Origin of the sequence: Kitasatospora sp. NPDC092286, from assembly GCF_044755565.1 — a bacterium.
In the GTDB taxonomy this organism is placed as follows: Bacteria; Actinomycetota; Actinomycetes; order Streptomycetales; family Streptomycetaceae; genus Kitasatospora.
Window position 1 is genome coordinate 86932 of sequence record NZ_JBIVRD010000028.1, and the last position, 22629, is coordinate 109560.

General features: G+C 72.5%; 20 protein-coding genes and 3 pseudogenes. 17 read left to right on the forward strand and 6 right to left on the reverse strand.

Going from position 1 to position 22629, the window contains the following annotated elements; all coding sequences use genetic code 11:
• The first annotated feature begins 30 nt into the window (after positions 1-30).
• Positions 31-1665: a glycosyltransferase 87 family protein gene (locus tag ACIQIB_RS26380; RefSeq protein WP_363613795.1), complete on the forward strand. Its 1635-nt coding sequence runs from the start codon at positions 31-33 to the stop codon at positions 1663-1665.
• Between the two features lie 54 nt (positions 1666-1719).
• Here ACIQIB_RS26380 and ACIQIB_RS26385 read toward each other — a convergent pair whose 3' ends face one another.
• The 3 genes from ACIQIB_RS26385 to ACIQIB_RS26395 form a co-directional block, all read right to left on the reverse strand.
• Positions 1720-2754, reverse strand: coding sequence for an alanine racemase (locus tag ACIQIB_RS26385; protein WP_363613793.1), 1035 nt, complete (start codon positions 2752-2754; stop codon positions 1720-1722).
• 46 nt (positions 2755-2800) lie between these two features.
• Positions 2801-3919: a peptidoglycan bridge formation glycyltransferase FemA/FemB family protein gene (locus ACIQIB_RS26390; RefSeq protein WP_363613791.1), complete on the reverse strand. Its 1119-nt coding sequence runs from the start codon at positions 3917-3919 to the stop codon at positions 2801-2803.
• Between the two features lie 205 nt (positions 3920-4124).
• Complete coding sequence (locus ACIQIB_RS26395) at positions 4125-4424, reverse strand: hypothetical protein (RefSeq protein ID WP_363613789.1); 300 nt, start codon at positions 4422-4424, stop codon at positions 4125-4127.
• A 301-nt stretch (positions 4425-4725) separates the two neighbouring features.
• On the opposite strand from ACIQIB_RS26395, the gene rpsF reads away from it, so the two are divergent.
• The 4 genes from rpsF to rplI all read left to right on the forward strand — a co-directional run bounded on the left by rpsF (position 4726) and on the right by rplI (position 6498).
• On the forward strand, positions 4726-5016 hold the full coding sequence (rpsF, locus tag ACIQIB_RS26400) for a 30S ribosomal protein S6 (protein WP_329488774.1): 291 nt from the start codon (positions 4726-4728) through the stop codon (positions 5014-5016).
• 96 nt (positions 5017-5112) lie between these two features.
• On the forward strand, positions 5113-5718 hold the full coding sequence (locus ACIQIB_RS26405; RefSeq protein ID WP_363613785.1) for a single-stranded DNA-binding protein: 606 nt from the start codon (positions 5113-5115) through the stop codon (positions 5716-5718).
• A 79-nt stretch (positions 5719-5797) separates the two neighbouring features.
• On the forward strand, positions 5798-6034 hold the full coding sequence (gene rpsR / locus ACIQIB_RS26410; protein WP_030304537.1) for a 30S ribosomal protein S18: 237 nt from the start codon (positions 5798-5800) through the stop codon (positions 6032-6034).
• A 17-nt stretch (positions 6035-6051) separates the two neighbouring features.
• Positions 6052-6498: a 50S ribosomal protein L9 gene (rplI, locus tag ACIQIB_RS26415; RefSeq protein ID WP_363613783.1), complete on the forward strand. Its 447-nt coding sequence runs from the start codon at positions 6052-6054 to the stop codon at positions 6496-6498.
• Positions 6499-6604: 106 nt separating this feature from the next.
• On the opposite strand, the gene ACIQIB_RS26420 is transcribed toward rplI, so the two are convergent.
• Positions 6605-7933 carry an MATE family efflux transporter gene (locus tag ACIQIB_RS26420; protein ID WP_363613781.1) on the reverse strand — a complete coding sequence of 443 codons (1329 nt, stop codon included), beginning with the start codon at positions 7931-7933 and terminating at the stop codon, positions 6605-6607.
• 454 nt (positions 7934-8387) lie between these two features.
• On the opposite strand from ACIQIB_RS26420, the gene dnaB reads away from it, so the two are divergent.
• Both dnaB and ACIQIB_RS26430 read left to right on the forward strand, forming a co-directional pair.
• Entirely contained in the window at positions 8388-9950 is a 1563-nt protein-coding gene (gene dnaB / locus ACIQIB_RS26425; RefSeq protein ID WP_400761063.1) for a replicative DNA helicase, read from the forward strand.
• A gap of 120 nt (positions 9951-10070) precedes the next feature.
• Positions 10071-10358 (forward strand): TnsA endonuclease N-terminal domain-containing protein, encoded by a 288-nt coding sequence (locus tag ACIQIB_RS26430; RefSeq protein ID WP_400761066.1) that lies wholly within the window; start codon positions 10071-10073, stop codon positions 10356-10358.
• A 345-nt stretch (positions 10359-10703) separates the two neighbouring features.
• Here ACIQIB_RS26430 and ACIQIB_RS26435 read toward each other — a convergent pair.
• Positions 10704-11095 (reverse strand): annotated as a pseudogene (locus ACIQIB_RS26435) (short-chain dehydrogenase/reductase); the annotation flags it as partial.
• Here ACIQIB_RS26435 and ACIQIB_RS26440 point away from each other — a divergent pair.
• Together ACIQIB_RS26440 and ACIQIB_RS26445 are read left to right on the forward strand one after the other, a co-directional pair.
• Positions 11085-11495, forward strand: a pseudogene (locus tag ACIQIB_RS26440) (LysR substrate-binding domain-containing protein); the annotation flags it as partial. The pseudogenes ACIQIB_RS26435 and ACIQIB_RS26440 overlap by 11 nt on opposite strands.
• Before the next feature lie 286 nt (positions 11496-11781).
• Positions 11782-13122: an acyltransferase family protein gene (locus ACIQIB_RS26445; RefSeq protein ID WP_400761069.1), complete on the forward strand. Its 1341-nt coding sequence runs from the start codon at positions 11782-11784 to the stop codon at positions 13120-13122.
• Between the two features lie 124 nt (positions 13123-13246).
• On the opposite strand, the gene manA is transcribed toward ACIQIB_RS26445, so the two are convergent.
• On the reverse strand, positions 13247-14452 hold the full coding sequence (gene manA / locus ACIQIB_RS26450; protein ID WP_400761071.1) for a mannose-6-phosphate isomerase, class I: 1206 nt from the start codon (positions 14450-14452) through the stop codon (positions 13247-13249).
• 307 nt (positions 14453-14759) lie between these two features.
• Between manA and ACIQIB_RS26455 the strand changes: the two genes are divergently transcribed.
• The 8 genes and pseudogenes from ACIQIB_RS26455 to ACIQIB_RS26490 all read left to right on the forward strand — a co-directional run bounded on the left by ACIQIB_RS26455 (position 14760) and on the right by ACIQIB_RS26490 (position 22603).
• A complete protein-coding gene (locus ACIQIB_RS26455) occupies positions 14760-15521 on the forward strand; it encodes a polyprenol monophosphomannose synthase (RefSeq protein WP_363613775.1) in 762 nt (253 codons plus the stop codon).
• Between the two features lie 139 nt (positions 15522-15660).
• Positions 15661-16626, forward strand: a complete 966-nt coding sequence (locus ACIQIB_RS26460; RefSeq protein ID WP_363613773.1) for an MBL fold metallo-hydrolase — start codon at positions 15661-15663, stop codon at positions 16624-16626.
• Between the two features lie 17 nt (positions 16627-16643).
• A pseudogene (locus ACIQIB_RS26465) lies at positions 16644-17582 on the forward strand (NTP transferase domain-containing protein).
• A complete protein-coding gene (locus tag ACIQIB_RS26470; RefSeq protein WP_400761073.1) occupies positions 17579-18805 on the forward strand; it encodes a molybdopterin molybdotransferase MoeA in 1227 nt (408 codons plus the stop codon). Before ACIQIB_RS26465 ends, ACIQIB_RS26470 begins: the two are co-directional and overlap by 4 nt.
• Positions 18806-18822: 17 nt before the next feature.
• Complete coding sequence (locus ACIQIB_RS26475; RefSeq protein ID WP_400660060.1) at positions 18823-19857, forward strand: potassium channel family protein; 1035 nt, start codon at positions 18823-18825, stop codon at positions 19855-19857.
• A gap of 54 nt (positions 19858-19911) precedes the next feature.
• The gene (locus ACIQIB_RS26480) at positions 19912-20475 is read left to right on the forward strand and encodes a YbaK/EbsC family protein (protein WP_363613771.1); all 564 of its coding nucleotides are present in this window, start codon (positions 19912-19914) and stop codon (positions 20473-20475) included.
• 46 nt (positions 20476-20521) lie between these two features.
• A complete protein-coding gene (locus ACIQIB_RS26485; RefSeq protein WP_363613769.1) occupies positions 20522-21499 on the forward strand; it encodes an NAD(P)H-quinone oxidoreductase in 978 nt (325 codons plus the stop codon).
• A 138-nt stretch (positions 21500-21637) separates the two neighbouring features.
• Complete coding sequence (locus tag ACIQIB_RS26490) at positions 21638-22603, forward strand: hypothetical protein (protein WP_400761075.1); 966 nt, start codon at positions 21638-21640, stop codon at positions 22601-22603.
• Positions 22604-22629 lie beyond the last annotated feature (26 nt).

Genomic DNA, 22629 nt, shown 5'->3' on the forward strand with positions numbered 1-22629 from the left:
AGCCGGGACAGGTGCGGCAGGATGTCCCGCATGACGTCGAGCGCTCCTGACGAAACCGTCGGCCGGACCGGGCCCGAAGAGGCCGCCGGGCCATCCCCGACGGACCCCGCCGCGGCGGCCGCGGCAGCCGCTCGGAGCGACCGGCCCGCCGTGGCGGCCCCGTCGGCTCCGGCCGCCCCGCCGGCCAACACCGTGGTCGTCCCGGCGGACGAGGACCCGGTGGCGGCGGCCGGCAGCGAGGTGATCGGCGGCCCGCCCGGCCGGCGCGCCCTGCTGGGCGTCTCCTGGTGGATCCCGGCGCGCTTCCTGGCGCTGCTGGTGATCGTGGTCTCGGCGCTCGGCATGGTGCAGAAGCTGCCCTGCTACAACGAGGCCTGGTTCCAGCCGGGTTCGCCGCAGTACATCCACGCCTGCTACAGCGACATCCCGCACCTGTTCTCCGGGCGCGGCTTCGCGGCCGGACTGCACCCGTACGTGGACCGGATCCCGGGCACCTCCGGTGATCTGCAGTACCTCGAATACCCGGTGCTGACCGGCCTGTTCATGCAGATCTCGGCCTGGCTGACGCCCGGCGGCGGCAGCAGCCAGCAGCAGGAACAGTGGTTCTGGGCGATCAACGCGGGCCTGCTGATGGCCTGCGCGGTGATCGCGGTGGTGGCGCTGTCGCGCACCCATCGCCGACGCCCCTGGGACGCCCTGCTGTTCGCGCTCGCCCCCTGCCTGCTGCTGAACTCCACGGTCAACTGGGACCTGCTGGCGGTCGCGCTGGCCGCCGTCGCGATGGCCTGGTGGGCCGGCTCGCGCCCGGTCTGGGCGGGCGTCTTCATCGGCCTGGCCACGGCCGCCAAGCTCTACCCGCTGCTGCTGCTCGGCCCGCTGCTGGTGCTCTGCTGGCGGGCCGGCCGCTGGCGCGACTTCCGGGCGGTGCTGGGCGGCGCGGTCGCCGCCTGGGTGCTGGTCGACCTGCCGATCATGATCGCCAACTGGCAGGGCTGGTCGACCTTCTACGTCTTCAGCAAGCACCGCAAGGAGGACTACGGCTCCTTCTGGCTGATCCTGATGCAGGGCCGGGGCGTGGCCCTGGAGAACCTCGACACCTTCATCGCGGTGCTGATGGTGCTCAGCTGTCTGGGGATAGGGTGGCTCGCCTTCTCGGCGCCCCGCCGCCCGCGCTTCGCCCAGCTGGCCTTTCTGGTGGTGGCCGCGTTCGTCCTGGTCAACAAGGTGTACTCACCGCAGTACGTGCTCTGGCTGCTCCCGCTCGCGGTGCTGGCCCGGCCGCGCTGGCGGGACTTCCTGATCTGGCAGTCCTGCGAGGTGCTCTACACCCTGGGCATCTGGTCCCACCTGGGCTTCGTCACCGGGCCCAAGCAGCACGGGATCAACGAGTCCTGGTACCACTTCGCGATCGTCCTGCACCTGCTGGGCACGCTCTACCTGTGCGGCATGGTGATCCGCGACGTCCTGCAGCCGGAGTCCGACCCGGTGCGCTGGGACGGCAGCGACGACCCGTCCGGCGGGGTGCTCGACCAGGCCCCGGACGTCTTCGTCCTCGGCGCCGCCCGGCGGCTGCGCGAGGAGGAGACCTACGCCGCGTACGCGCCGGCCGGCCCCGAGGAGTGGCTCAAGGAGCCGGAGCCGGCCGAGAGCGGCAGGCCGCAGTAGCGGCCGGCCGGCCCGGCGCCCTGCCGTCCGTCCTGCGCCACGGTCCGTCGCGCCCTACCGGTCGACCACGCGGTCGAAGTGCGTGGTGGTGTGGCGGACCTGGAGGCCGAGCTCGTCGCCGACGGCCGGCGGCTTGGTCTCGCCGTCCAGGAACAGCAGCGAGACCTGCATGTGCGGCGGCTCGGCGAACCAGAGCTGCTTGCCGGACCAGTTGTACGGCGACTTGGTCTTGTTGACGGTCGCCAGGCCGGCCCGGGCGATGCCCTTGGCCCGGGAGGACATGCCCTGCACGTACTTCGGCGCCTCCAGGCCGATGCCGTGCGCGGTGCCGCCGGCGACCACCAGCAGGTGGCCGTCGGTCGGCGCCGGGTGCTGGCGGTAGCCGTAGCGGTCGCCCTTGACGACCGGGGTGACGTCCAGGACCGTCGCCCGGACCTCCAGCGCGTCGTGGTCGCCCAGCCAGAGCCGGGTGCCGATCCGGGCCCGGAAGACGGTGTCCGGGTAGCGCTGGGCCAGCTGCTCCATGCCCGCCGCGCCGAGGTGGCTGACGAACACGGTGTGCACCGGCACGCCGGCCGCCCGGGCGGTGTCCACCCAGTACGCCACCTCGTCGACCGGGTTGCTGCCGTCCGGCCGGTCCATCGGCAGGTGCAGCGCCAGGCCCTCGAAGGAGACGCCGTCCAGTTCGGCGGCGACCGCCGTGAGGTCGGCCGCGCTCACCCCGTGGCGGCGCATGGTGGTCATGCACTCCACCACCACCCGGGCGCCGTGCAGCGCGCGCAGCGCGCCCAGGTTGGCGACCGTCCGGATCACCCGGGCGTGCGGCAGCGGGAGCACCTCCTCGCCGACCCGGTACGGGGTGAGCACCAGCAGCTCGCCGCCGTACCAGTCGGCGGCGTCGGCCGCCTCGTACGCGGTCCCGACGGCCAGCACACCGGTGCCGAGCAGCGTCGCCTCCTCGGCGAGCCGGTGGTTGCCCAGGCCGTAGCCGTTGCCCTTCGCCACCGGAACCAGGCCGGGGAACTCGGCCAGGACGGACCGCTGATGGGTCCGCCAGCGGTCGGTGTCGAGGTAGAGCGACAGCGTCATCGGGTCATCTCCCAGGGAGTGTTGGGCACGGCGGAGCGGATGCGGCTCAGCGCCTCGACATGTAGAGGTCGAGCGCCTTGTGCAGCAGCTTGTTGAGCGGGAAGTCCCACTCGCCGAGGTACTCGGCGGCCTGGCCGCCGGTGCCGACCTTGAACTGGATCAGGCCGAACAGGTGGTCGTTCTCGTCCAGCGTGTCACTGATGCCGCGCAGGTCGTAGACGCCGCCGCCGAGCGCGTACGAGTCGCGCATCATCCGCCACTGGATGGCGTTGGACGGCTTGACCTCGCGCTTGTGGTTGGCCGAGGCGCCGTAGGAGTACCAGACGTGCTCGCCGACGACCAGCATCGTGGTCGCGGCGAGCGGCTCGCCGTCGTGGTAGGCGATGTAGAGCCGCATCCGGTTCGGGTCCTCGGCGGTGAGGGCCTTCCACATCCGCTGGAAGTACGACAGCGGGCGCGGGGTGAAGCGGTCGCGCTCGGCGGTCACCAGGTACAGCTGGTGGAAGATCGGCAGCTCGTCGTAGCCGCCCTGGAACACCTCGACGCCGCTCTTCTCGGCCTTCTTGATGTTGCGGCGCCAGAGCTGGTTGAAGCCCTTCTGGATGTCGTCCAGCGAGCGGTTGGCCAGTGGCACCTGGAAGACGTAGCGCGGCTGGACGTCGCCGAACCCGGCGCCGCCGTCCTCGCCCTGCAGCCAGCCGGCCTTGCGCAGCCGGTCGGCCACCTCGAAGGCGCGCGCCTCGTACCAGTCGGCCTCGACGTCGCGCAGGCGCTTGGCCTGCTTGCCGGCGATGGCCTCCTTGATGGTCGGCGCGTCCCAGCGGCGGATCACCACCGGCGGGCCCATCTTCACCGAGAACGCGCCCTGCGACTTCAGGTGCGCCAGCATCGGCGACAGCCAGCGGTCCAGATCGCGGTCGAACCAGTCGATGACCGGGCCCTCGGGCAGGTAGGCCAGGTACCGCTTGAGCTTCGGCAGCTGCCGGTAGAGCACCAGGCCGGCGCCGACGATCTGGCCGGAGTCGTCGAACCAGCCGATCGACTCCGAGCGCCACTCGGCCTTCACATCGCCCCAGGACGGCACCTGCATGTGGCTCGCCGAGGCGCGGCTCCTGATGAAGGCGAGGTGCTCCTCGCGGGTGATCGTCCTCAGGCGCAGGCTCATGCTCGGTGCTCCTCGTCGGTCGGGCTGCGGTGGGCCCAGGTTCTCGGGCTGACCTTATCGTCCGGGATCCCGGCTCCTGCGGCTGCGGCTGCGGGCGCGCAGGCGCCCCCGGCGCATACCTGTCTCTTCCAGATACGCGACGGGGGCGCCGGGGGTTCCGGAACCGCCGGGACGGACGGGGCGGGCCGGCCCCGGAGCTCGCGGGCTAGCCCCAGAGCCCGCCGCGGGCGATGCCCAGGTAGAAGCCGACCGCGGAGGCGACCAGCGCGATCATCAGGACGAACCGCTCGGCCGTGGTGACGGAGATGAACTGTCCCCAGAAGCCGGTGATGATCCCGAAGAGCCCGCTCCAGGAACTCACCAGGTGCAGATCGTGGAAGAACGAGGTGGCGAAGGCCAGCACGCCCAGCAGGGCGGTGACGCTGACCAGGGTGTTCTCGCGGGGGTGCCGGTGGCCGTCGGTGTTCAGGGTGAGGGCGGGGAGCCGGTGAAAGGACAGAGCCATGAATCCCACCTCCTGGCGGGGAGACGAACGGGCAGGAAACCCGTTCCGTCCAGATTGCGGGGATTGGGCATGGATCACAACCCCTATGCATTTTGTTCGGCCGTCCGGGTGCGGGTAGGCTGTGCCGTCTGCACTGGTGTAGTTGTGCCCCTCTTGCACCCTCTTCCGGGTCGGTGGGGCCCGATTGTCCGACCCGGCCGCTACGGTGGGCCGGTGTCGTCACCACACCGGTGCCGACGCTGCACAACCCTCCTGCCACGGAGAGACCGTGGCCGCTGAGTCCAAAGGAGGTGGGTTACACATGCGTCACTACGAGCTGATGGTCATCCTCGACCCCTCGGTTGAGGAGCGCGCTGTCTCCCCCCTGATCGAGAACTTCCTCACCGTCGTCCGCAATGGCGGCGGCAAGGTGGAGAAGGTCGACACCTGGGGTCGCCGCCGTCTGGCTTACGAGATCAACAAGCAGTCCGAGGGCATCTACTCGGTCATCGACCTGAAGGCCACGCCTGAGGTCGTCAAGGAGCTCGACCGCCAGCTTGGCCTGAGCGAGTCGGTTCTGCGGACCAAGGTCCTGCGCCCGGACACCCACTGAGCCACCTCTGAGGCCTTCGGGTCTCGGGTAGCTCGCGACCGCTGTTTCACGTGAAACAGCGGTGAACGGACATCTTCCCGAGAGGTCATCACCACCATGGCAGGCGAGACCGTCATCACCCTCGTCGGCAATCTCGTCGACGACCCCGAGCTGCGCTTCACCCCGTCGGGTGCGGCGGTCGCGAAGTTCCGCATCGCGTCCACCCCCCGCACCTTTGACCGTCAGACGAACGAGTGGAAGGACGGCGAGAGCCTCTTCCTCACGTGCAACGTCTGGCGGCAGCCGGCGGAGAACGTGGCCGAGTCGCTTCAGCGCGGCATGCGGGTCATCGTGCAGGGCCGGCTGCGCCAGCGGTCTTACGAGACCAAGGAAGGCGAGAAGCGGACGGTCTTCGAGGTCGAGGTCGACGAGGTCGGCCCGAGCCTGCGTTCGGCGACCGCGAAGGTCACCCGGGCCAACCGGTCCGGTGCCCCCGGCGGCGGCGGCTTCGGCGGCGGCCAGCAGGGCGGCGGCCAGGGCGGCAACTGGGGCGGCGGTGGCGGCCAGCAGGGCGGCGGCGGCTGGGGTGGAAACTCCGGCGGCGGCCAGTCCGGCCCGTCCGACGACCCGTGGGCGTCCAGCGCTCCCTCTGGTGGCAACCAGGGTGGCGGCAGCTGGGGAGCCCCGTCCGGTGGCGGCTTCTCGGAAGAGCCCCCGTTCTAAGAGCTGACAGATTTCGTGCGGCCCGGCCACGGGCGTCGAGAGACGCCCGCCGGGCCGTGAACCCCAAATGGAGCACACAATGGCGAAGCCGCCTGCTCGCAAGCCGAAGAAGAAGGTTTGCGTCTTCTGCAAGGACAAGGTCAACTACGTTGACTACAAGGACACGAACCTGCTGCGGAAGTTCATCTCCGACCGCGGCAAGATCCGTGCCCGCCGGGTCACCGGCAACTGCACCCAGCACCAGCGTGACGTCGCCACGGCCGTGAAGAACAGCCGTGAGATGGCGCTGCTGCCCTACACCAGCACCGCGCGCTAAGAGAGGGTGACCAAGTAATGAAGATCATCCTCACGCACGAGGTGCCGGGTCTCGGCTCCGCCGGCGAGGTCGTCGAGGTCAAGGACGGCTACGGCCGCAACTACCTGGTCCCGCGTGGCTACGCCATCCGCTGGACCAAGGGCGGCCAGAAGGACGTCGACGCGATCCGTCGCGCCCGCAAGATCCACGAGATCCAGACCCTCGAGGCCGCCAACGAGGTCAAGGGCAAGCTCGAGGGCGTCCAGGTCAAGCTGGCCGTTCGTTCGGGCGAGGCCGGCCGTCTGTTCGGCTCGGTGACCCAGTCCGACGTCGTCGAGGCCATCAAGGCCGCCGGCGGCCCGGCCGTGGACAAGCGCGCCGTCGCGATCGCTTCGCCGATCAAGACCGTGGGCACCCACAAGGTCTCGGTCAAGCTGCACGCCGACGTCCAGGCCAACCTCGACGTCGCCGTCGTCGCTGCCTGAGTTCCGTAGCAGTGGCCCGAGGGCCGGTCTCCTCCGTTCCGGGGGAGACCGGCCCTCGGTCGTTTCCGGGCCTGGTCCGGCCGGACGCGGGCCGGCGCCGTTCGGCTCAGGCCCGGACGGCGCCGGTGACCAGCCACTTGCCGCCGCGGGCGCGCCGGCCCAGGAAGACCCCGCGGACCAGCATGAACAGGTTCATCGCCCACCAGAGCCCGGCCAGCCCGGCGCCGAGCGCCGGTACGGCCAGGGCCGCCGGTGCGAAGACCGCCAGGGTGGCGAGCATCGCCCAGGCCAGGTACGGGCCGTCCCCTGCGCCCATCAGCACCCCGTCCAGGACGAAGACCAGACCGGAGACCGGCTGGCAGAGCGCGAGCAGCAGCAGGACGGTGTTCAGCTGGGCCTGCACCGCCGGGTCGGGGGTGAACAGCGGGACGTACAGCGGCCGGGCCGCCACCAGCAGCAGACCGAGCACCAGACCGGAGCCGACGCCCCACTCGACCATCCGCCGGGTGGCCGCCTTCGCCCCCGGTACGTCCTCGGCGCCCAGGTAGCGCCCGATGATGGCCTGGCCGGCGATCGCGATCGCGTCCAGCGCGAAGGCCAGGAAGCTGAACAGCGTCATGGCGATCTGGTGCGCGGCCACCTCGTCGTCGCCCAGCCGGGCGGCCACCGCGGTGGCGATCATCAGGACCGCGCGCAGGCTCAGGGTGCGGACCATCAGCGGACCGCCGGCCCGGGCGCAGGCCCGGATCCCGGTCGCGTCCGGTCGCAGCGAGGCCTGCTCCCGACGGGCCCCGCGCACCACCACGACCAGGTAGACGGCGGCCATCCCGGTCTGCGCGAGCACCGTGCCCCAGGCCGAGCCGGCCACGCCGAGCCCGGCGCCGTACACCAGGCCGATGTTCAGGCCGAGGTTGGCGGCGAAGCCCGCGACCGCCACCAGCAGTGGCGTCCGGGTGTCCTGGAGTCCGCGCAGCACGCCGGTGGCGGCCATCACCATCAGCATCGCCGGGATGCCCAGCGCGCTGATGCGCAGATACGTGACGGCATGGGGCGCCGCGGTGTCCGAGGCGCCCAGGACATCGGCCACCCAGGGTGCCAGCAGCAGGGTCAGGGCGACCACGCCCACGGAGAGCGCCAGGGCGAGCCAGATTCCGTCGATGCCCTGCTGGACGGCGGCCCGGCGGTCCCCGGCGCCGATCCGGCGGGCGACCGCCGCGGTGGTGGCGTAGGCGAGGAAGACGAACACCCCGGTGGCGGTGGTGAGCGCGGCCGAGGCGACGCCGACACCGGCCAGCTGCGGGGTGCCGAGGTGGCCCACGATCGCCGAGTCGGCCATCAGGAAGAGCGGCTCGGCGACCAGGGCGCCGAAGGCCGGGACCGCGAGAGCGAGGATCTCCCGGTCGTGCCGGCGGCGGTCGGTGGTGGGGGCGGTCATGCGCCCAAGGCTACTCATCCACAGGTAATGACTGCCAGTGGGTTTGGCCTATTACTCGAAATCTTGAGCGACCGCGTCGGGCCGGTGTGTGTCCATGGCCACCCGGCCGTGTGTGAAGAATTTCTCATGCACAGCCCCGGGGTGAGGTACTCCCAGGTCAGCGGGTTGACGGTGGATGGATTGTCTGGTTATCCACAGACCTTTCCACAGGGGCGTCCACAGGTTTGCGGCACTTCTCCACAGCCTGGGGCCCGTCGTCCACACCCCCTGTGGATAACCACCTTGGCTGAACGGAGCCCGGCGCCTTAGCGTGGGTCACCCGGCCGACACTCCCATCCGCCCCGGCGTCCGATATGTCGGCCCGGTGGCGTAGAAAGAGGGACGCGGCTCCGCTCCACCCAGCCACCGGCAAGGCCCGCTCCAACTCGCACCACTCGCTGATCGGGGAACACGCGTGACCGGCCCCCAGTACGACGACCACGACGCCCCGCCGCCGGAGGATGACTGGCAGACCGCTGACGACCCTTTCCCGGCCGGTGCCTTCGCCGACACGCCCTTCCCGGACGGCCCCGGCGACCGGCTCCCGGTCTCCCGCGGTCGGGGCAACGGCCAGGGCGGCGGCCAGGGTGGCGGCTTCCAGAAGGGCGGCAAGCAGCGTCAGGACGAGGGCGAGCGCTCCGAGGCCGTGGACGGCTTCGAGCGCGTCCCCCCGCAGGACCTCGCGGCCGAGCAGTCCGTCCTCGGCGGCATGCTGCTCTCCAAGGACGCCATCGCCGACGTGGTCGAGGTGCTCAAGCCGGCCGACTACTACCGGCCCGCGCACGAGCTGATCCACGGCGCGATCCTCGACCTCTACGCCCGTGGCGAGCCGGCCGACCCGATCACCGTGGCCGGCGAGCTGACCAAGCGCGGCGAGCTGACCCGGGTCGGCGGCCCGGGCTATCTGCACACCCTGGTCAACTCCGTTCCGACCGCCGCCAACGCCGAGTACTACGCGGAGATCGTCCACGAGCGCGCGGTGCTGCGCCGCCTGGTCGAGGCCGGTACCCGGATCGCCGGCATGGGCTACGCCGCCGAGGGCGACGTCGACGAGATCGTCAACGCCGCCCAGGCGGAGATCTACGCCGTCACCGAGCAGCGCACCAACGAGGACTACGCGCCGCTCTCCGACATCATGGAGGGCGCCCTCGACGAGATCGAGGCGATCGGCTCCCGCAACGGCCAGATGTCCGGTGTGCCGACCGGCTTCGCCGACTTCGACCAGCTGACCAACGGCCTGCACCCCGGCCAGATGATCGTCATCGCGGCCCGCCCGGCCATGGGTAAGTCCACCCTGGCACTGGACTTCGCCCGGGCCTGCTCGATCCAGAACAAGCTGCCGAGCGTGATCTTCTCGCTCGAAATGGGACGCAACGAGATCGCCATGCGTCTGCTCTCGGCCGAAGCGCGGGTGGCGCTGCACCACATGCGCTCCGGCAACATGACGGACGACGACTGGACCAGGGTCGCCCGCCGGATGCCGGACGTCAGCGAGGCGCCGCTGTTCATCGACGACTCGCCGAACCTGTCGATGATGGAGATCCGCGCCAAGTGCCGTCGGCTCAAGCAGCGCAACGACATCAGGCTGGTGGTCATCGACTACCTCCAGCTGATGCAGTCCGGTGGCTCGCGCCGGGCCGAGAACCGCCAGCAGGAGGTCTCGGACATGTCGCGAAACCTGAAGCTGCTGGCCAAGGAGCTGGAGGTGCCGGTGATCGCGCTCTCCCAGCTGAACCGTGGTCCCGAACAGCGCACCGACAAGCGGCCGATGGTCTCCGACCTGCGTGAATCCGGCTCGATCGAGCAGGACGCCGACATGGTCATCCTGCTCCACCGCGAGGACGCCTACGAGAAGGAGTCCCCGCGCGCGGGCGAGGCCGACCTGATCGTCGCCAAGCACCGAAACGGCCCGACCGCCACCATCACCGTTGCCTTCCAGGGGCATTACTCGCGCTTCGTCGACATGACGAGGGACTGACGGAGACCTGTTGTAGGGCCTCATCTGCTGTGTCGGAGTCTCACGGGCGATGTCGTATGGATGTCGGATACGACATCGCCGTGAGGCTGGACAGGCTTTTGACGCCCGGTTCGCTCAAACGTGTGGAGGGTCCGCCACATTCTTGCTCAGCCCTTCCTGATCAAGGCGGACATCGAGGGCAAGGTCCGCAAGCACATCCCCGACTATCTGTTGATCAGCGATGACGGTCCGGTTGTTGTGGACGTCAAGTCGAGAAGCCGAGTGGCCAAGCCAGAAGTGGCGTTCACCTTCGCCTGGAATCGGAGGGTGGTGGAGGCCCGCGGATGGCGGTACGTCGTCTGGAGTGAACCTGTCCAGGCGGAGCTGGAGAACATTCGATTGGCTCGACGGATCAGCCGTCAACTGTGATGGCGCAGCTGTCCGGTCTGGCCTAGTGAGCTACCGCCACGGGTCCGCGCCGTTTCGTCCACTGGGATCCATCGTCAGCACGAAGCGCGTCAGTTGTGGCTGGTTCTCGTCGATCCCCGACCTCGTCCAATCCAGGGCATCAGTCACGTGGAGAGCCTCGAACTGAGTCCGAAGCGTCTCCGCCGCGGCTCGCTTCGACGGAGCAAGTCCTGACAACCACGACTGCCATGTCGCTTCGGCATCGTCCATCGCACCAGGACGCTCCACCAGACACACATCACCGACAAGATCAGCAGTTTCCGGGCGCGCGGTCCTACAGCACCGGTTCGTCCCTCCGCCCGGGCGTTACTCCGTGTCGAAGTCCATCCCCCGGGAGACCTTCTCCCACTCGGTGAGCTCGGTCCGCACGGAGTCCAGGTGCGCGGTCAGGAAGTCGACCGCGTCGCTGCCGAGGGCGAGGCGGAGCGGGGTCCTCTCGGCGTCCAGGGCCAGCCGGATTGCCGCTTCGGCCTTTGCCGGGTCGCCGGGCTGCCTGCCGTCGCTGCCCTGCACCATCCGCCGGGCACGCCGACCTTCTCGGCGTATGCGGGGTCCTCCTCGGAGAAGTACGCCGCGCCCTTGTCGAACAAGTTGGTACGGAACGAGCCGGGTTCCACGATCAGCACCTTGACGCCGAACAGTGCCACCTCGTCTGCCAGGCCCTCCGACAACCGCTCCAGCGCCGCCTTGGCCGCGCTCCCGGACGGGCACCCCCTGGCGGCGCGGGCCGCGTCCGACCCCGAGGGAAAGGTGAACTTCACCGACTTGCTGGACGAGCCCTTCCTCGCCATCCCCCCGGAGGCCGGCCCGCTGCGGGACTACTGGCTCGCCCTGGACGCCCGGGACGGTCGCCCGCCGCGGATCGGCGGGGTGGTGGCCAGCTCCGAGGAGACCCACGAGGTGGTCGCCGGCGGCCGGGGGGTGGCGCCGCTGGCCACCGGCAACGCCCCGCTGGTCGTCCGGGACGAGGTGATCGCCGTGCCGGTCCGGGGCATTTCCCCGTCCAGGCCGGCGGTGGCCGCCCGCCGGGACGACCGGCGGACACTGGTTCTCGCCTACCTTGCCGCCGCGCGGGAGGTCGGGGCCACCACCTGTTGACCCGGCGCCCGGAGCGTGGTGGATCTCGTCGGCTCCGCATTTTTTGCCGCGGGGGCGATGGGGCAGGCCGGTGCGCGAAAGGGCGCCGGCCGCCGGGCGGTGTGCCGGAATTGGCAGCTTTTATGAGATTTATGGCGTGCCGGGGTCGATCGTGTGTAAAGGGTTGGCGCCGAACAGGTTTTCGGCATGGGCTACCCTCCAGCGCGTGATGACAATACGATCGCGGTCTCGGCGTGAGGCCCATAGAGCCAACGGTGCCGATTCCGCTCGCACGCTGTCGAGCCGGTTGGGATGGCTGGACGCGCTGCGCGGCATCGCCGCGCTGGCCGTGGCGGCGCATCACTTCGACCTCCTGCAGCTGATCCCGTTCGGCGGTGAGATCTGGCTGCACTTCGACCTCGGCCTCTACGGGGTCTTCGCGTTCTTCATTGTCAGCGGCTACATCATTCCGGCCTCGCTCGAACGCCGGGGTGACATCCGGGGGTTCTGGATCGGCCGGATCTTCCGGATCTACCCGGCGCTGATCCTGACCCTGGTCGCGGCCCACGTTATCCTGCCGAAGATCTACGCGGCGGTGACCTTCGACGGGTTCAACCACGACAAGCTCTGGCTGGCGACCAACGGGCTGATGCTCCAGGACATGCTGGGCGTGGTCAACGGGCTCGGCGTGATGTGGACGCTCACCTACGAGATGCTCTTCTACTTCTTCGTGAGTGGCCTCTACGTGGTCGGCTGGCACCGCCGCAGCGTGCCGATCGCGGTCGGTGCGGCCGCCGTGGCGCTGGTCCTCGGCGTCTCGATCGCGCCCAACACGCTCAACACCAGCCTGCAGGCGGTCGACAACCTCGCCGTCGCCGCGGTGCTGATCGTGGTGATGGGCATCGCCTGCATGCTCAGCGGCAACGCGATGCTGGCCCGTACCGGTGGCATGCTGCTGGCCGGGTTCGGCCTGGTGCTGGTGATCAACAACAGCCGGGCGCCCGCCTACGAGACGTGGATGATCTTCGCGACCATGTTCGCCGGCACGGTGATCTACCGTGCCGAGCAGGGGCAGATCGAGAAGGTGCAGGCCTGGCTGACCGTCGGCTTCGTCGTCCTGGCCGGCGCCCTGGTGGGCCCGATGTACAACGAGGGCGTCTACGCCCAGGCCACCTGGACCTCCACCTGGATGGCGTGGACCAACTCGTTCCTGGGCGCCTGGGCGTCGTTCGGCCTCTTCATGCTGCTGCGCAAGCGCCGCTTCCCGCGCCCGCTGGTCTGGCTCGGCGCGGTCAGCTTCTCGGTCTACCTGCTGCACACGCCGGTGAAGCACTTCCTGGTCTGGCAGCTGGGGTGGAAGGACTACGTCCGGGAGCTGGCCGACATGCCTCCGCTGGAGCGGACGGCGTGGAGCCTCGGGTACCTGGCCATCCTGCTGGTGGTCTGCTGGGTGGTCTACCGCCTGGTCGAACTGCCCTTCCAGAACCTGGGCCGCAAGCTGACCAAGGCGACGAACCGGCGCTGGCCGGCCCAGCCGGTCGAGGCCCCGCCGGCGAGGGAACAGGCGGCACCGCAGCCGCAGCCGGTGCTGGTGGGTGCGGGAGCCGGCGGCGGAGAGCCGGTCGGTGGCCGGGGGCCCCTCGGCTGAGTGCGCGGACGGAGGGACCGGGCGGCACGCCGCCCGGTCCCTCCGCGTTTTCCGGACGGGGCCCCGCGCGCGGGGCGGGTCGTTCGGCGGCTGGCCGTGACTGACGGGCGGGCCGCGACCGGCGTCAGAGCGTGACGGTGGCGCGGAAGACGGTGGTACCGGTGGCGGTCCCGGTGAGCCGGGTCGCGGTGTCGTCCGCCGGGAGGAAGACGGACTCCCCGCGGGCGAGGTCCAGCGCGGTGCCGTCGGCGGCGGTCAGCCGGGCGGTGCCGGCGGTGCAGAGCAGGATCTGCGGGGTACGGCCGTCGACCAGCCGGTCCCGGCCGTCCAGGACGAAGCGGGAGAGCCGGAACTCGTCGATCGGGACGGGGTACAGCTCCTCGCCGGGGGTGCCGGCGACCGGTTCCGGCCGCAGCACCTCGGGGGTGCCGGCGGTGAAGCCGACCACCTTCAGCAGCTCGGGGACGTCGATGTGCTTGGGGGTGAGCCCGGCCCGCAGCACATTGTCGGAGTTGGCCATCAACTCGACGCAGATGCCGTGCAGATAGGCGTGCGGAACGCCCGCGCCGAGGTAGAGCGCCTGGCCCGCGCGGAGCCGGATGTGGTTGAGCAGCAGGCCGGCGATCAGGCCGCGGTCGCCGGGGAAGTCGCGGGCGATCCGGGTGTACGGCGCGTACGGCCCGGCGGGGTCGTCGGCGGCCGCCTTGTCCACGGCCTCGGCGGTGTCCCGGACGGCGGCGGCCGCGTCGGCGTCGGCCATGGTGAGGACGGCGGCCAGGGTCCGGCGCAGCGCCTCGGACTCGGTGCCGGTGCGCAGCAGGGCGATCAGCGGGTCGAGCGCGGGCACCTTCAGCCCGGCCAGCAGGGCGGCCGCCCCGGCCGGCGGGCGGAAGCCGCAGAGGCCGTCGAACTCGTCGAGCGCGCAGATGAGTTCGGGCTTGTGGTTGGCGTCGCGGTAGTTGCGTTCCGGGGCGTCCGGCGGGAGGCCGAGGGCGTTCTCCGCGGCGAACCCGGCCCGGGCCTGGTCGAGGGTGGGGTGGGCCTGGATGGAGAGCGGGATACCGGCGGCGAGGACCTTGAACAGGAACGGCAGCGTGGGGCCGAACCGGGCGACGGTGGCCGCACCCAGCTCGCCCTCGGGATCGGCGGCGATCAACTCGTCGAGCCGGCGGGGTCCGTCGCCCCGGTCGGCGCGGGAGGGGGCGCCGGGGTGGGCGCCCATCCACAGCTCGGCCTGCGGTTCGCCGGTGGGTTCCCGTCCGAGCAGCGCGGGGATTGCGGTGACCGACCCCCAGGCGTACGGGCGGACAGTGTTGACGAGCCTGTCCATGCGCGCGGTCCTGCTCCTCTGCTGCTGTGGCGGGTGTGCCGGATCGCCGGGAGACGGCCCCGGCGTTGCGGGCGGTCCGGGCAAAGGCTGGGCATCGACCCTAGCCGACCGGTGCCGTCAGCAGGGAAACGACGGGCGTACCCGGGGAGTGCCGCAGTCGTACCGGTGGTCGGGAGACGCGGTAGTAGGATGCCAGGACGCAGTGGTTTCCACCGTGGTTGCCACGTCGGCGGGATGCCGACCGGGGCTGCGTTTCAGAGTGCGGGCAACGGTGACTGGTCCCCGCCACCGGCCGAGAGGTTTGTACGTGACCGTGAACCAGCAGAGTTTTGCTGATCTCGGCAGGGTGCTGGTGATCATTCCGACGTTCAACGAGGCGGAGAACGTCGAGCGGATCGTCGGACGGGTCCGGGCCTCCGTGCCCGAGGCACATGTCCTGGTGGCCGACGACAACAGCCCGGACGGCACCGGGGAGCTGGCCGACAAGCTGGCCGCCGACGACCCGCACGTGCACGTCCTGCACCGCAAGGGCAAGGAAGGCCTGGGCGCCGCCTACCTGGCGGGCTTCCGCTGGGGCATCGACCAGGGCTACGACGTCCTGGTCGAGATGGACGCGGACGGCTCGCACCAGCCCGAGGAGCTGGACCGGCTGCTGGGCGCGCTGCGCGGCGCCGACCTGGTGCTGGGCTCGCGCTGGGTGCCGGGCGGCCGGGTGGTGAACTGGCCGAAGTCACGGCTGCTGCTCTCGCGCGGCGGCTCGACCTACTCGCGGCTGATGCTGGGGGTGCCGATCCGGGACGTCACCGGCGGCTACCGGGCGTTCCGCAAGGAGACGCTGCTCGGTCTGGGGATGGACGAGGTCGCCTCGGCCGGGTACTGCTTCCAGGTCGACCTGGCCTGGCGGACGGTGAAGGCCGGCTTCAAGGTGGCCGAGGTCCCGATCACCTTCGTCGAGCGCGAGCTGGGCGCCTCCAAGATGAGCCGCGGCATCGTGATCGAGGCACTCTGGCGCGTCACCTCCTGGGGTGTCGCCGACCGGATGGCCCGGCTGACCGCCGGCCGGCGCTGAGCACCGGCAGGGGCTGACCGCTCCGTACGAGCAGTCGGGAAGGCGCGCCCCGCCGGGCGCGCCTTCCGCGCATTCGGCGGGTCGTACTCCCATGCTGTAGGGCGCAGGGAATCCGACCGCCGACCAGAGGGAGCAGCCAGTGACGTCGTCCCCGCCCGAGGAGAGCGCCGGCGCGGAGCGTGCGGACGCGGAGGCTGCCGAGGCCGCGGGCGCCGTGCCGGCCCCGCCCGTCCGGCCCCTGGAGACCGCCGTCTTCACCGGCCCCGAGTCGGCCTTCTTCGCCACCTCCACACTGATCCTCGGTGAGCGCACGGCGATCCTGGTGGACGCCCAGCTGACCCGCAGCGCGGGCCGGGAGCTCGCCGAGTGGGTGGCCGGCAAGGGCCGCCGGCTGCTCGCCATCGTGATCACCCACCAGCACCCCGACCACTACTTCGGCGCCGAGGAGGTGCTGCGGCTCTTCCCCGAGGCGCAGCTGCTGGCCGCGCCGCCGGTGGTGGACGGCATCCTGCGCACCGCCGCCGCCAAGGTCGCCCAGTGGAAGCCGGTGTACGGCGACGACATCCCCGACCATCCGCTGGTGCCCGCCCCGCTGCTGCCCCAGCCGCTGATGATCGACCGCCAGGTGATCCCGGTGCTGCTGCTCGGCCAGGGCGACTGCGGCGCCTCCACGGTGGTCCACGTCCCCAGCATCCGGACGGTCATCGCCGGGGACTTCGTCTACAACGGCACCCATGTCTGGACCGCCGACACCACCCCCGGGCAGCGGACCGCGTGGGCGGGCAACCTCGGGCGGATCGCCGGACTCGGCGCGGAGCGGGTGATCGCCGGCCACCGGGCGCCCGAACAGGGCGACGAGGCGGCCCGGGTGCTCGCCTTCACCGGTGAGTACCTGCAGGACTTCGACCGGCTGCTGGCCGAGCACCCGGACGACCCGGAGGCGCTGGTCGGCGCGATGAGCGAGCGGTACGGGGAGCTGACCCTGCCGGCCATCCTGGAGCTGAGCGCCGCCGCCAACACGGCCCGGGCGGGCGCCCCGGCGGACCCGGCGGGGGAGGAGCCGGCGGCGGACGCCCCGGGGGGAGCGGAAGAGCCGGCCGACTAGGGCGGGATACTGACGGCATGACGCCGTACGACGCGATCGTCCCGGCCGGCGGGGCCGCCCGGCGCCTCGGCGGTGCCGACAAACCGGGCCTGACCGTCGGTGCGGCCACCCTGCTCGACCGGGTGCTCGCCGCCTGCGCGGACGCCCGTACCACCGTGGTGGTCGGCCCCGCACGCTCCACCGCCCGCACCGGGGTGCGCTGGACCCGTGAGCAGCCGCCCGGTGGCGGCCCGGTCGCGGCCGTCGCGGCCGGCCTCGCCGAGACCACGGCCGAGGTGGTGCTGCTGCTCGCCGCCGACCTGCCGTTCCTCGACGGGCGGACCGTGCACCGCCTGGTCACCGCCCTCACCGGGGCCGGACCGGACACCGGGGCGGCCGTCCTGGTGGACCGGGCCGGCCGCGACCAGCCGCTCGCCGCCGCCTACCGCGCGGCCGCCCTGCGCACCGCGCTGGCCGCCGTCGGCGACCCCGCCGGACTGCCGCTGCGCCGGCTGACCGGCGGGCTGCGCACCCTGCGGCTGGCGGATCCGGACGGCGTCACCGAGGACTGCGACACCTGGGAGGACCTGGAACGGGCCCGTCGGCGGGAGGTCGGCCCGGTTCAGGGCGGAACGACGGCGTGAGCGAAACGACGCGCGTCGCCCACCGGGCAAACATCCCGGGGAAACCCGAGATCAGGCAGCATGGGGCCCATGGAGCGCACGCTGGATGACTGGATCGCCGAGGTCCGGGCCGACCTGGGCATCGACCTGGACGTTGACGTCCCCGGACTGCTCGACCTCGCCCGGGTGGTCGCGCACGGGGTGGCCCGGCCGGCCGCACCGCTGACCGCCTTCCTGGTCGGCTACGCGGCCGCGCAGCAGGGCGGCGGCCCGGAGGCCGTCGCCGAGGCCGCCCGGCGGACCGCGGCGCTCGCCGGGCGCTGGACGGCACCGGACGAGTCGGGACAGCCGTGAACACCGTCGAGGAGACCATCGTGGCCGGCACGCCCTCCGGCACCGGCTCGCCCGCCGGGCCGGGCATCCTGACGTGGCCGCAGGCCCGTGAGCGCGCCCGCCGGGCCGGGCGGTGTCCGCTGCCGCCGCTCAGCCTCGGGCTCGGGCGGGCGCTCGGCCACACCCTCGCCGAACCGCTCACCGCGCTCACCGACCTGCCGGCCTTCGACACCTCCGCGATGGACGGCTGGGCCGTCGCCGGGCCGGGTCCGTGGCGGGTCGCCGGCCGGCTGCTGGCCGGGCAGGCGGCCGTGCTGCCGCTGGCCGACGGCGCCGCCGTCGAGATCGCCACCGGCGCCCAGCTTCCGCCCGGTGCGACGGCGGTGCTCCGCCGTGAGCACGGTGAGCGGAACGGGGTGCTGCTGCACGACCGCACCCCGGGATCGCTGACGACCGGCCAGGACGTCCGTCCGCGCGGCCAGGAGTGCCACCGGGGCGAGGAGTTGCTCGCCGCCGGCACCCCGGTCGGCCCGGCCGTCCTGGGCCTGGCCGCCGCCTGTGGTCACGACCGGCTGGCCGTCCGCAGTCGTCCGGTGGTCGAACTGCTCGTTCTGGGAGACGAGTTGCTGGACTCCGGACCACCGCTGCCCGGCCGGGTCCGGGACGCGCTCGGCCCGCTGTTGCCGCCCTGGCTGCGGGCGGCCGGGGCCGAGACGGGTGAACCCCGCGCCGTCCGGGACGACTTCGGTCTGCTCCGGGACGCCGTCAGGCACTCCACCGCCGATGTGGTGGTCACCACCGGCGGGACCGCCGCCGGTCCGGTCGACTTCCTGCACCAGGCCCTCGCCGCGGCCGGTGCCCGGCTGCTGGTGGACGGCGTCGCCGTCCGCCCCGGGCACCCGATGCTGCTCGCCGAACTCCCCGGCGGCCGCCACCTGGTGGGACTGCCCGGCAACCCGCTGGCCGCGGTGGCCGGCGTCGTCACGCTCGCCCTGCCACTGCTGTACGCCCGCAGCGGCCGGGTCGCGGGCGAACCGGCCGTCACACCCGCCGCCGTCGATCTGGCCGGTCACCCGGTGGACACCCGGCTGCTGCCGGTCCGCCGTACCGTGAGCGGCGCCGTCCCGCTGTCCTTCGACGGGCCCGCGATGCTGCGCGGCCTGGCCCGCGCCGAGGCGCTCGCCGTGGTGCCGCCCGGCGGGGTGGCGGCCGGCACCGCCGTCGAACTCCTGGAGGTCCCGTGAGCACCCGCCGCGGCCGTCTGTCCCGGCTGGGCGCGCCCGCCCCCGGTACCGAGCCCTGGGCGGACGCCGGTGTCGTCCTGCCCGCCCGGCGGTCCGAGCCCGCGGTCCGGCAGGTCGGCTCGCGACTGCTGCTGGCGCTCGCCGTGCTGGTGGTCACCACCGTGATCGTCTGGCTGGACCGGGACGGCTACAACGACAACGCCGGTGGCGGGCTGAGCTTCCTGGACTCCGCGTACTACGCCACCGTGACGCTTTCCACCACCGGGTACGGCGACATCACGCCGTTCAGCGACAGCGCCCGGCTCACCAACATCTTCGTGATCACCCCGCTGCGCGTGCTCTTCCTGATCATCCTGGTCGGCACCACGCTCGAGGTGCTCACCGAACGCACCCGCCAGCAGTGGCGGTTGAACCGCTGGAGGTCCACCGTGCGGGAGCACACCGTCGTGATCGGGTACGGCACCAAGGGCCGCAGCGCGGTCGACACCCTGATCGGCCAGGGGGTGTCCAAGGACGAGATCGTGGTCGTCGACCCGCAGCGCAAGGTGATCGACCAGGCCGCCCGGAACGGTCTGGTGGGCGTGGTGGGTGATGCCACCCGCACCGACACCCTGCTGCGCGCCGGACTGCCCACCGCCGCCCGGGTGGTGGTGGCCCCGGAGCGGGACGACACCGCCGTCCTGGTCACTCTGACGGCGCGTCAGCTCAACAAGGGGGCCACCGTGGTGGCGGCCGTGCGGGAGGACGAGAACGCGCCGCTGCTGCGGCAGAGCGGCGCCGACGTGGTGGTGACCAGCTCCAGTTCGGCGGGCCGGCTGCTCGGGATGTCGATGGTCAGCCCGCACGCGGGCGCGGTGATGGAGGACCTGCTCACCTACGGCAACGGCCTGGACGTGATCGAGCGCCCCGTCACCCGGGCCGAGGCCGGGCACGGCCCGCGCGACTGCGCGGACCTGGTGGTCGCGGTGGTCCGCGGTCGGCGGGTGATCAACTACACCGAGCCGGAGGCCGCCGTGCTCCAGCTCACCGACCGGCTGATCGTCATCAAGTGAGCACCGCCGGCAGGTGGATCCGGCCGGTCCGGGCGCTTCGCTACAGTCCGTGCCATGAGTGAACAACCACGAGCACCCTTCGGCACGTTCGAGTCGGTCGCCCCGGCGCTGGAGGCCGGTGGCCTCCTCGCCGGGCCGGTGGCCGCCGCCCTCGCGGACTGGGACGCCCGGGAGGCGGCCCGGGCCGTGCTGTATGTGGACACCGACCCGGAGAAGGCCGACACCGCGGTCTTCTGCGAGGCCTACGACGCACCGCTGGAGGCCTCCGCCAACTGCGTGGTGGTCGCCGCCAAGCGCGGCGGGGAGACCGCGCTCGCCGCCTGTCTGGCGCTCGCGCACACCCGGGTGGACGTCAACAAGGCCGTCCGCAGGCACCTGGCCGCGCGCAAGGCCTCGTTCGCGCCGATGGACGCGGCGGTGGCGGAGACCGGCATGGAGTACGGCGGCATCACCCCGGTCGGGCTGCCCGCCGGCTGGCCGCTGCTGATCGACGCGGCGGTCGCCGAGGCGCCCTACGTCCTGGTGGGCAGCGGGCGGCGGCGCGGCAAGCTGATCCTGCCCGGCTGGGCGCTGGCCCGACTTCCGGGCGCCGAGGTGCTGCAGGGCCTGGCCGGCTGAGCGGGGCGCACCCCCGACCGGGGCCGGTACGCAGTAGCTTCGGGGCATGTATGCGATGACGATTCCCGAACCCGGCGGGCCCGAGGCGCTGGTCTGGGCCGAGGTGCCCGATCCGGTGCCCGGCGAGGGCGAGGTCCTGGTCGAGGTGGCGGCGACCGCGGTCAACCGGGCCGACCTGCTCCAGCGGCAGGGCTTCTACGATCCGCCGCCCGGCAGTTCGCCCTATCCCGGGCTGGAGTGCTCGGGGCGGATCGTCGCCCTCGGGCCCGGCGTGGCCGGCTGGGCGGTCGGCGACGAGGTCTGCGCACTGCTGGCCGGCGGCGGCTACGCGCAGCGGGTCGCGGTGCCGTCCGGGCAGCTGCTGCCGGTGCCGAAGGGGCTGAGCCCGGAACAGGCCGCCGCGCTGCCGGAGGTCGCCGCGACGGTCTGGTCCAACATCTTCCTGGTCGCCCATCTGCGGCCGGGCGAGACGGTGTTGCTGCACGGCGGGGCCAGCGGCATCGGGACGCTGGCGATCCAGCTGGCCAAGGCGGTCGGCGCCCGGGTGGCGGTGACGGCGGGCAGCGCCGCGAAGCTGGCCCGGTGCACCGAGCTGGGCGCCGACATCGCGATCGACTACCGCGAGCAGGACTTCGTCGAGGTGCTCCGGGAGGCCACCGGCGGCGCCGGGGCGGACGTGATCCTGGACATCATGGGCGCCAGGTACCTCCAGCGGAACGTGGACGCGCTGGCGGTCAACGGCCGGCTGGTGATCATCGGGCTGCAGGGCGGTGTGCAGGGCGAGATCAACCTCAACACCCTGCTGCGCAAGCGCGGCGCGGTGATCGCCACCAACCTGCGCGGCCGGCCGCTGGCGGAGAAGGCGGCGATCGTGGCGGCGGTGCGCGAGCACGTCTGGCCGCTGGTCGAGGCCGGGGTGGTGAAGCCGGTGATCGACCGGGTGCTGCCCCTGGCCGAGGCCGCCGCCGGGCACCGGGTGCTGGAGAACGGCGAGCAGGTCGGCAAGGTGGTCCTGCGGGCCTGAGCGGGACCGGGGACGGTGCGGCGGTTGGTGTACGGCTGTTCGAAATGCCCGGATGGTCGGATTGTGTGAGGCTGGTGCGGAGCTGTCCCGCCGCCGACCCCGCCTGTGCGCGGTCGGCCGTCGGAAGGACCTCCGACCGTGGCCGCATCTTCGAACGCGTTTCTCGGGCCGCTGCCCGCCACACCGTCCCACGGCTACTCCCTCTCCTCTGCCGGCCGGCGCCCGCGCCGTCGCGGCGCCCTCCGCGGGCAGCGACTGCTGGCGGCGGTGGTGCTCGGGCTGGCCCTGCCGCTGGCCGTCGTGCCGCTCGCCGCGGCCGCTGCCTGGCCGCACCCGGTCGGACCCCGGGGGGCGGCCACCAGCGCCGGTCCCGAGGCCCGGGCCGGGGGGACACCGCCGTCGTCGCCACGTTTTTCGATGTCGCGTTCCCCCGCGTCGCATTCCCCGGCGGCCGCGGCGCCCGCGAGCGCGGAACCGGACCCCGGCCCCGCCGAGCGGCAGAGCGCCACGTCCTCGCCGGCGGCCGTACCCCCGCAGCACGGGACGGGGCGCCCCCGGCCGGCCGGGGGCAGGTTCTGGGCCGACCGGGACGCGGCCGGGCACCGGCACCGGCCCGCCTCGGCGCCCGAGCGTGCCGAGGCCGCCGCCGAGCAGGCCCCCGACTCCGCTCCGGATGCCGTTCCCGGGTCCGCCCCGGGCTCCGTTCCCGGGTCCGCCCCGGGCTCCGTTCCCGGGTCCGCCCCGGGCTCCGTTCCCGGCCGGACCTCGGAACAGGCCCCGGAACAGGCCCTGGAACAGGCTGCGGAACAGGCCCCGGAGCAGCCCGCCGGGCAGCCTGGGGCGCAGGTGCCGGACCGGTCCGCCGAGACCGCTCCGCCCGCCTCGGACGCGGACCCCGGCACGCCGGACGCCCCGGCCCCGGCCGACGGCGCCACCGCGCTCGACAGCGCGACGGTGGCCGCCGGACAGCCCGTCGCGGTCGGCCCGGCCGCCGTACCCGCCCACTGGGGCGACGCCTCCACGCTCCAGCTGCCGCTGGGCGCCGGCCTCGGCCTGATCGGCTGCGGCCTGGGCCTGATAGGCCTGCGGCTGCGCAAGGGCTGAACCCCGCGCGGGCCGGCGGGCCGGGC

Coding starts and splice junctions, on each gene's coding strand:
- ACIQIB_RS26390 (WP_363613791.1), bottom strand. CDS start 3,919: ATGAGCCTGCGCCTGAGGACGATCACCCGCGAGGAGCACCTCGCCTTC.
- ACIQIB_RS26380 (WP_363613795.1), top strand. CDS start 31: ATGACGTCGAGCGCTCCTGACGAAACCGTCGGCCGGACCGGGCCCGAA.
- rpsR (WP_030304537.1), top strand. CDS start 5,798: ATGGCGAAGCCGCCTGCTCGCAAGCCGAAGAAGAAGGTTTGCGTCTTC.
- ACIQIB_RS26405 (WP_363613785.1), top strand. CDS start 5,113: ATGGCAGGCGAGACCGTCATCACCCTCGTCGGCAATCTCGTCGACGAC.
- ACIQIB_RS26385 (WP_363613793.1), bottom strand. CDS start 2,754: ATGACGCTGTCGCTCTACCTCGACACCGACCGCTGGCGGACCCATCAG.
- rplI (WP_363613783.1), top strand. CDS start 6,052: ATGAAGATCATCCTCACGCACGAGGTGCCGGGTCTCGGCTCCGCCGGC.
- ACIQIB_RS26395 (WP_363613789.1), bottom strand. CDS start 4,424: ATGGCTCTGTCCTTTCACCGGCTCCCCGCCCTCACCCTGAACACCGAC.
- rpsF (WP_329488774.1), top strand. CDS start 4,726: ATGCGTCACTACGAGCTGATGGTCATCCTCGACCCCTCGGTTGAGGAG.
- manA (WP_400761071.1), bottom strand. CDS start 14,452: ATGGACAGGCTCGTCAACACTGTCCGCCCGTACGCCTGGGGGTCGGTC.
- ACIQIB_RS26480 (WP_363613771.1), top strand. CDS start 19,912: ATGAGTGAACAACCACGAGCACCCTTCGGCACGTTCGAGTCGGTCGCC.
- ACIQIB_RS26485 (WP_363613769.1), top strand. CDS start 20,522: ATGTATGCGATGACGATTCCCGAACCCGGCGGGCCCGAGGCGCTGGTC.
- ACIQIB_RS26420 (WP_363613781.1), bottom strand. CDS start 7,933: ATGACCGCCCCCACCACCGACCGCCGCCGGCACGACCGGGAGATCCTC.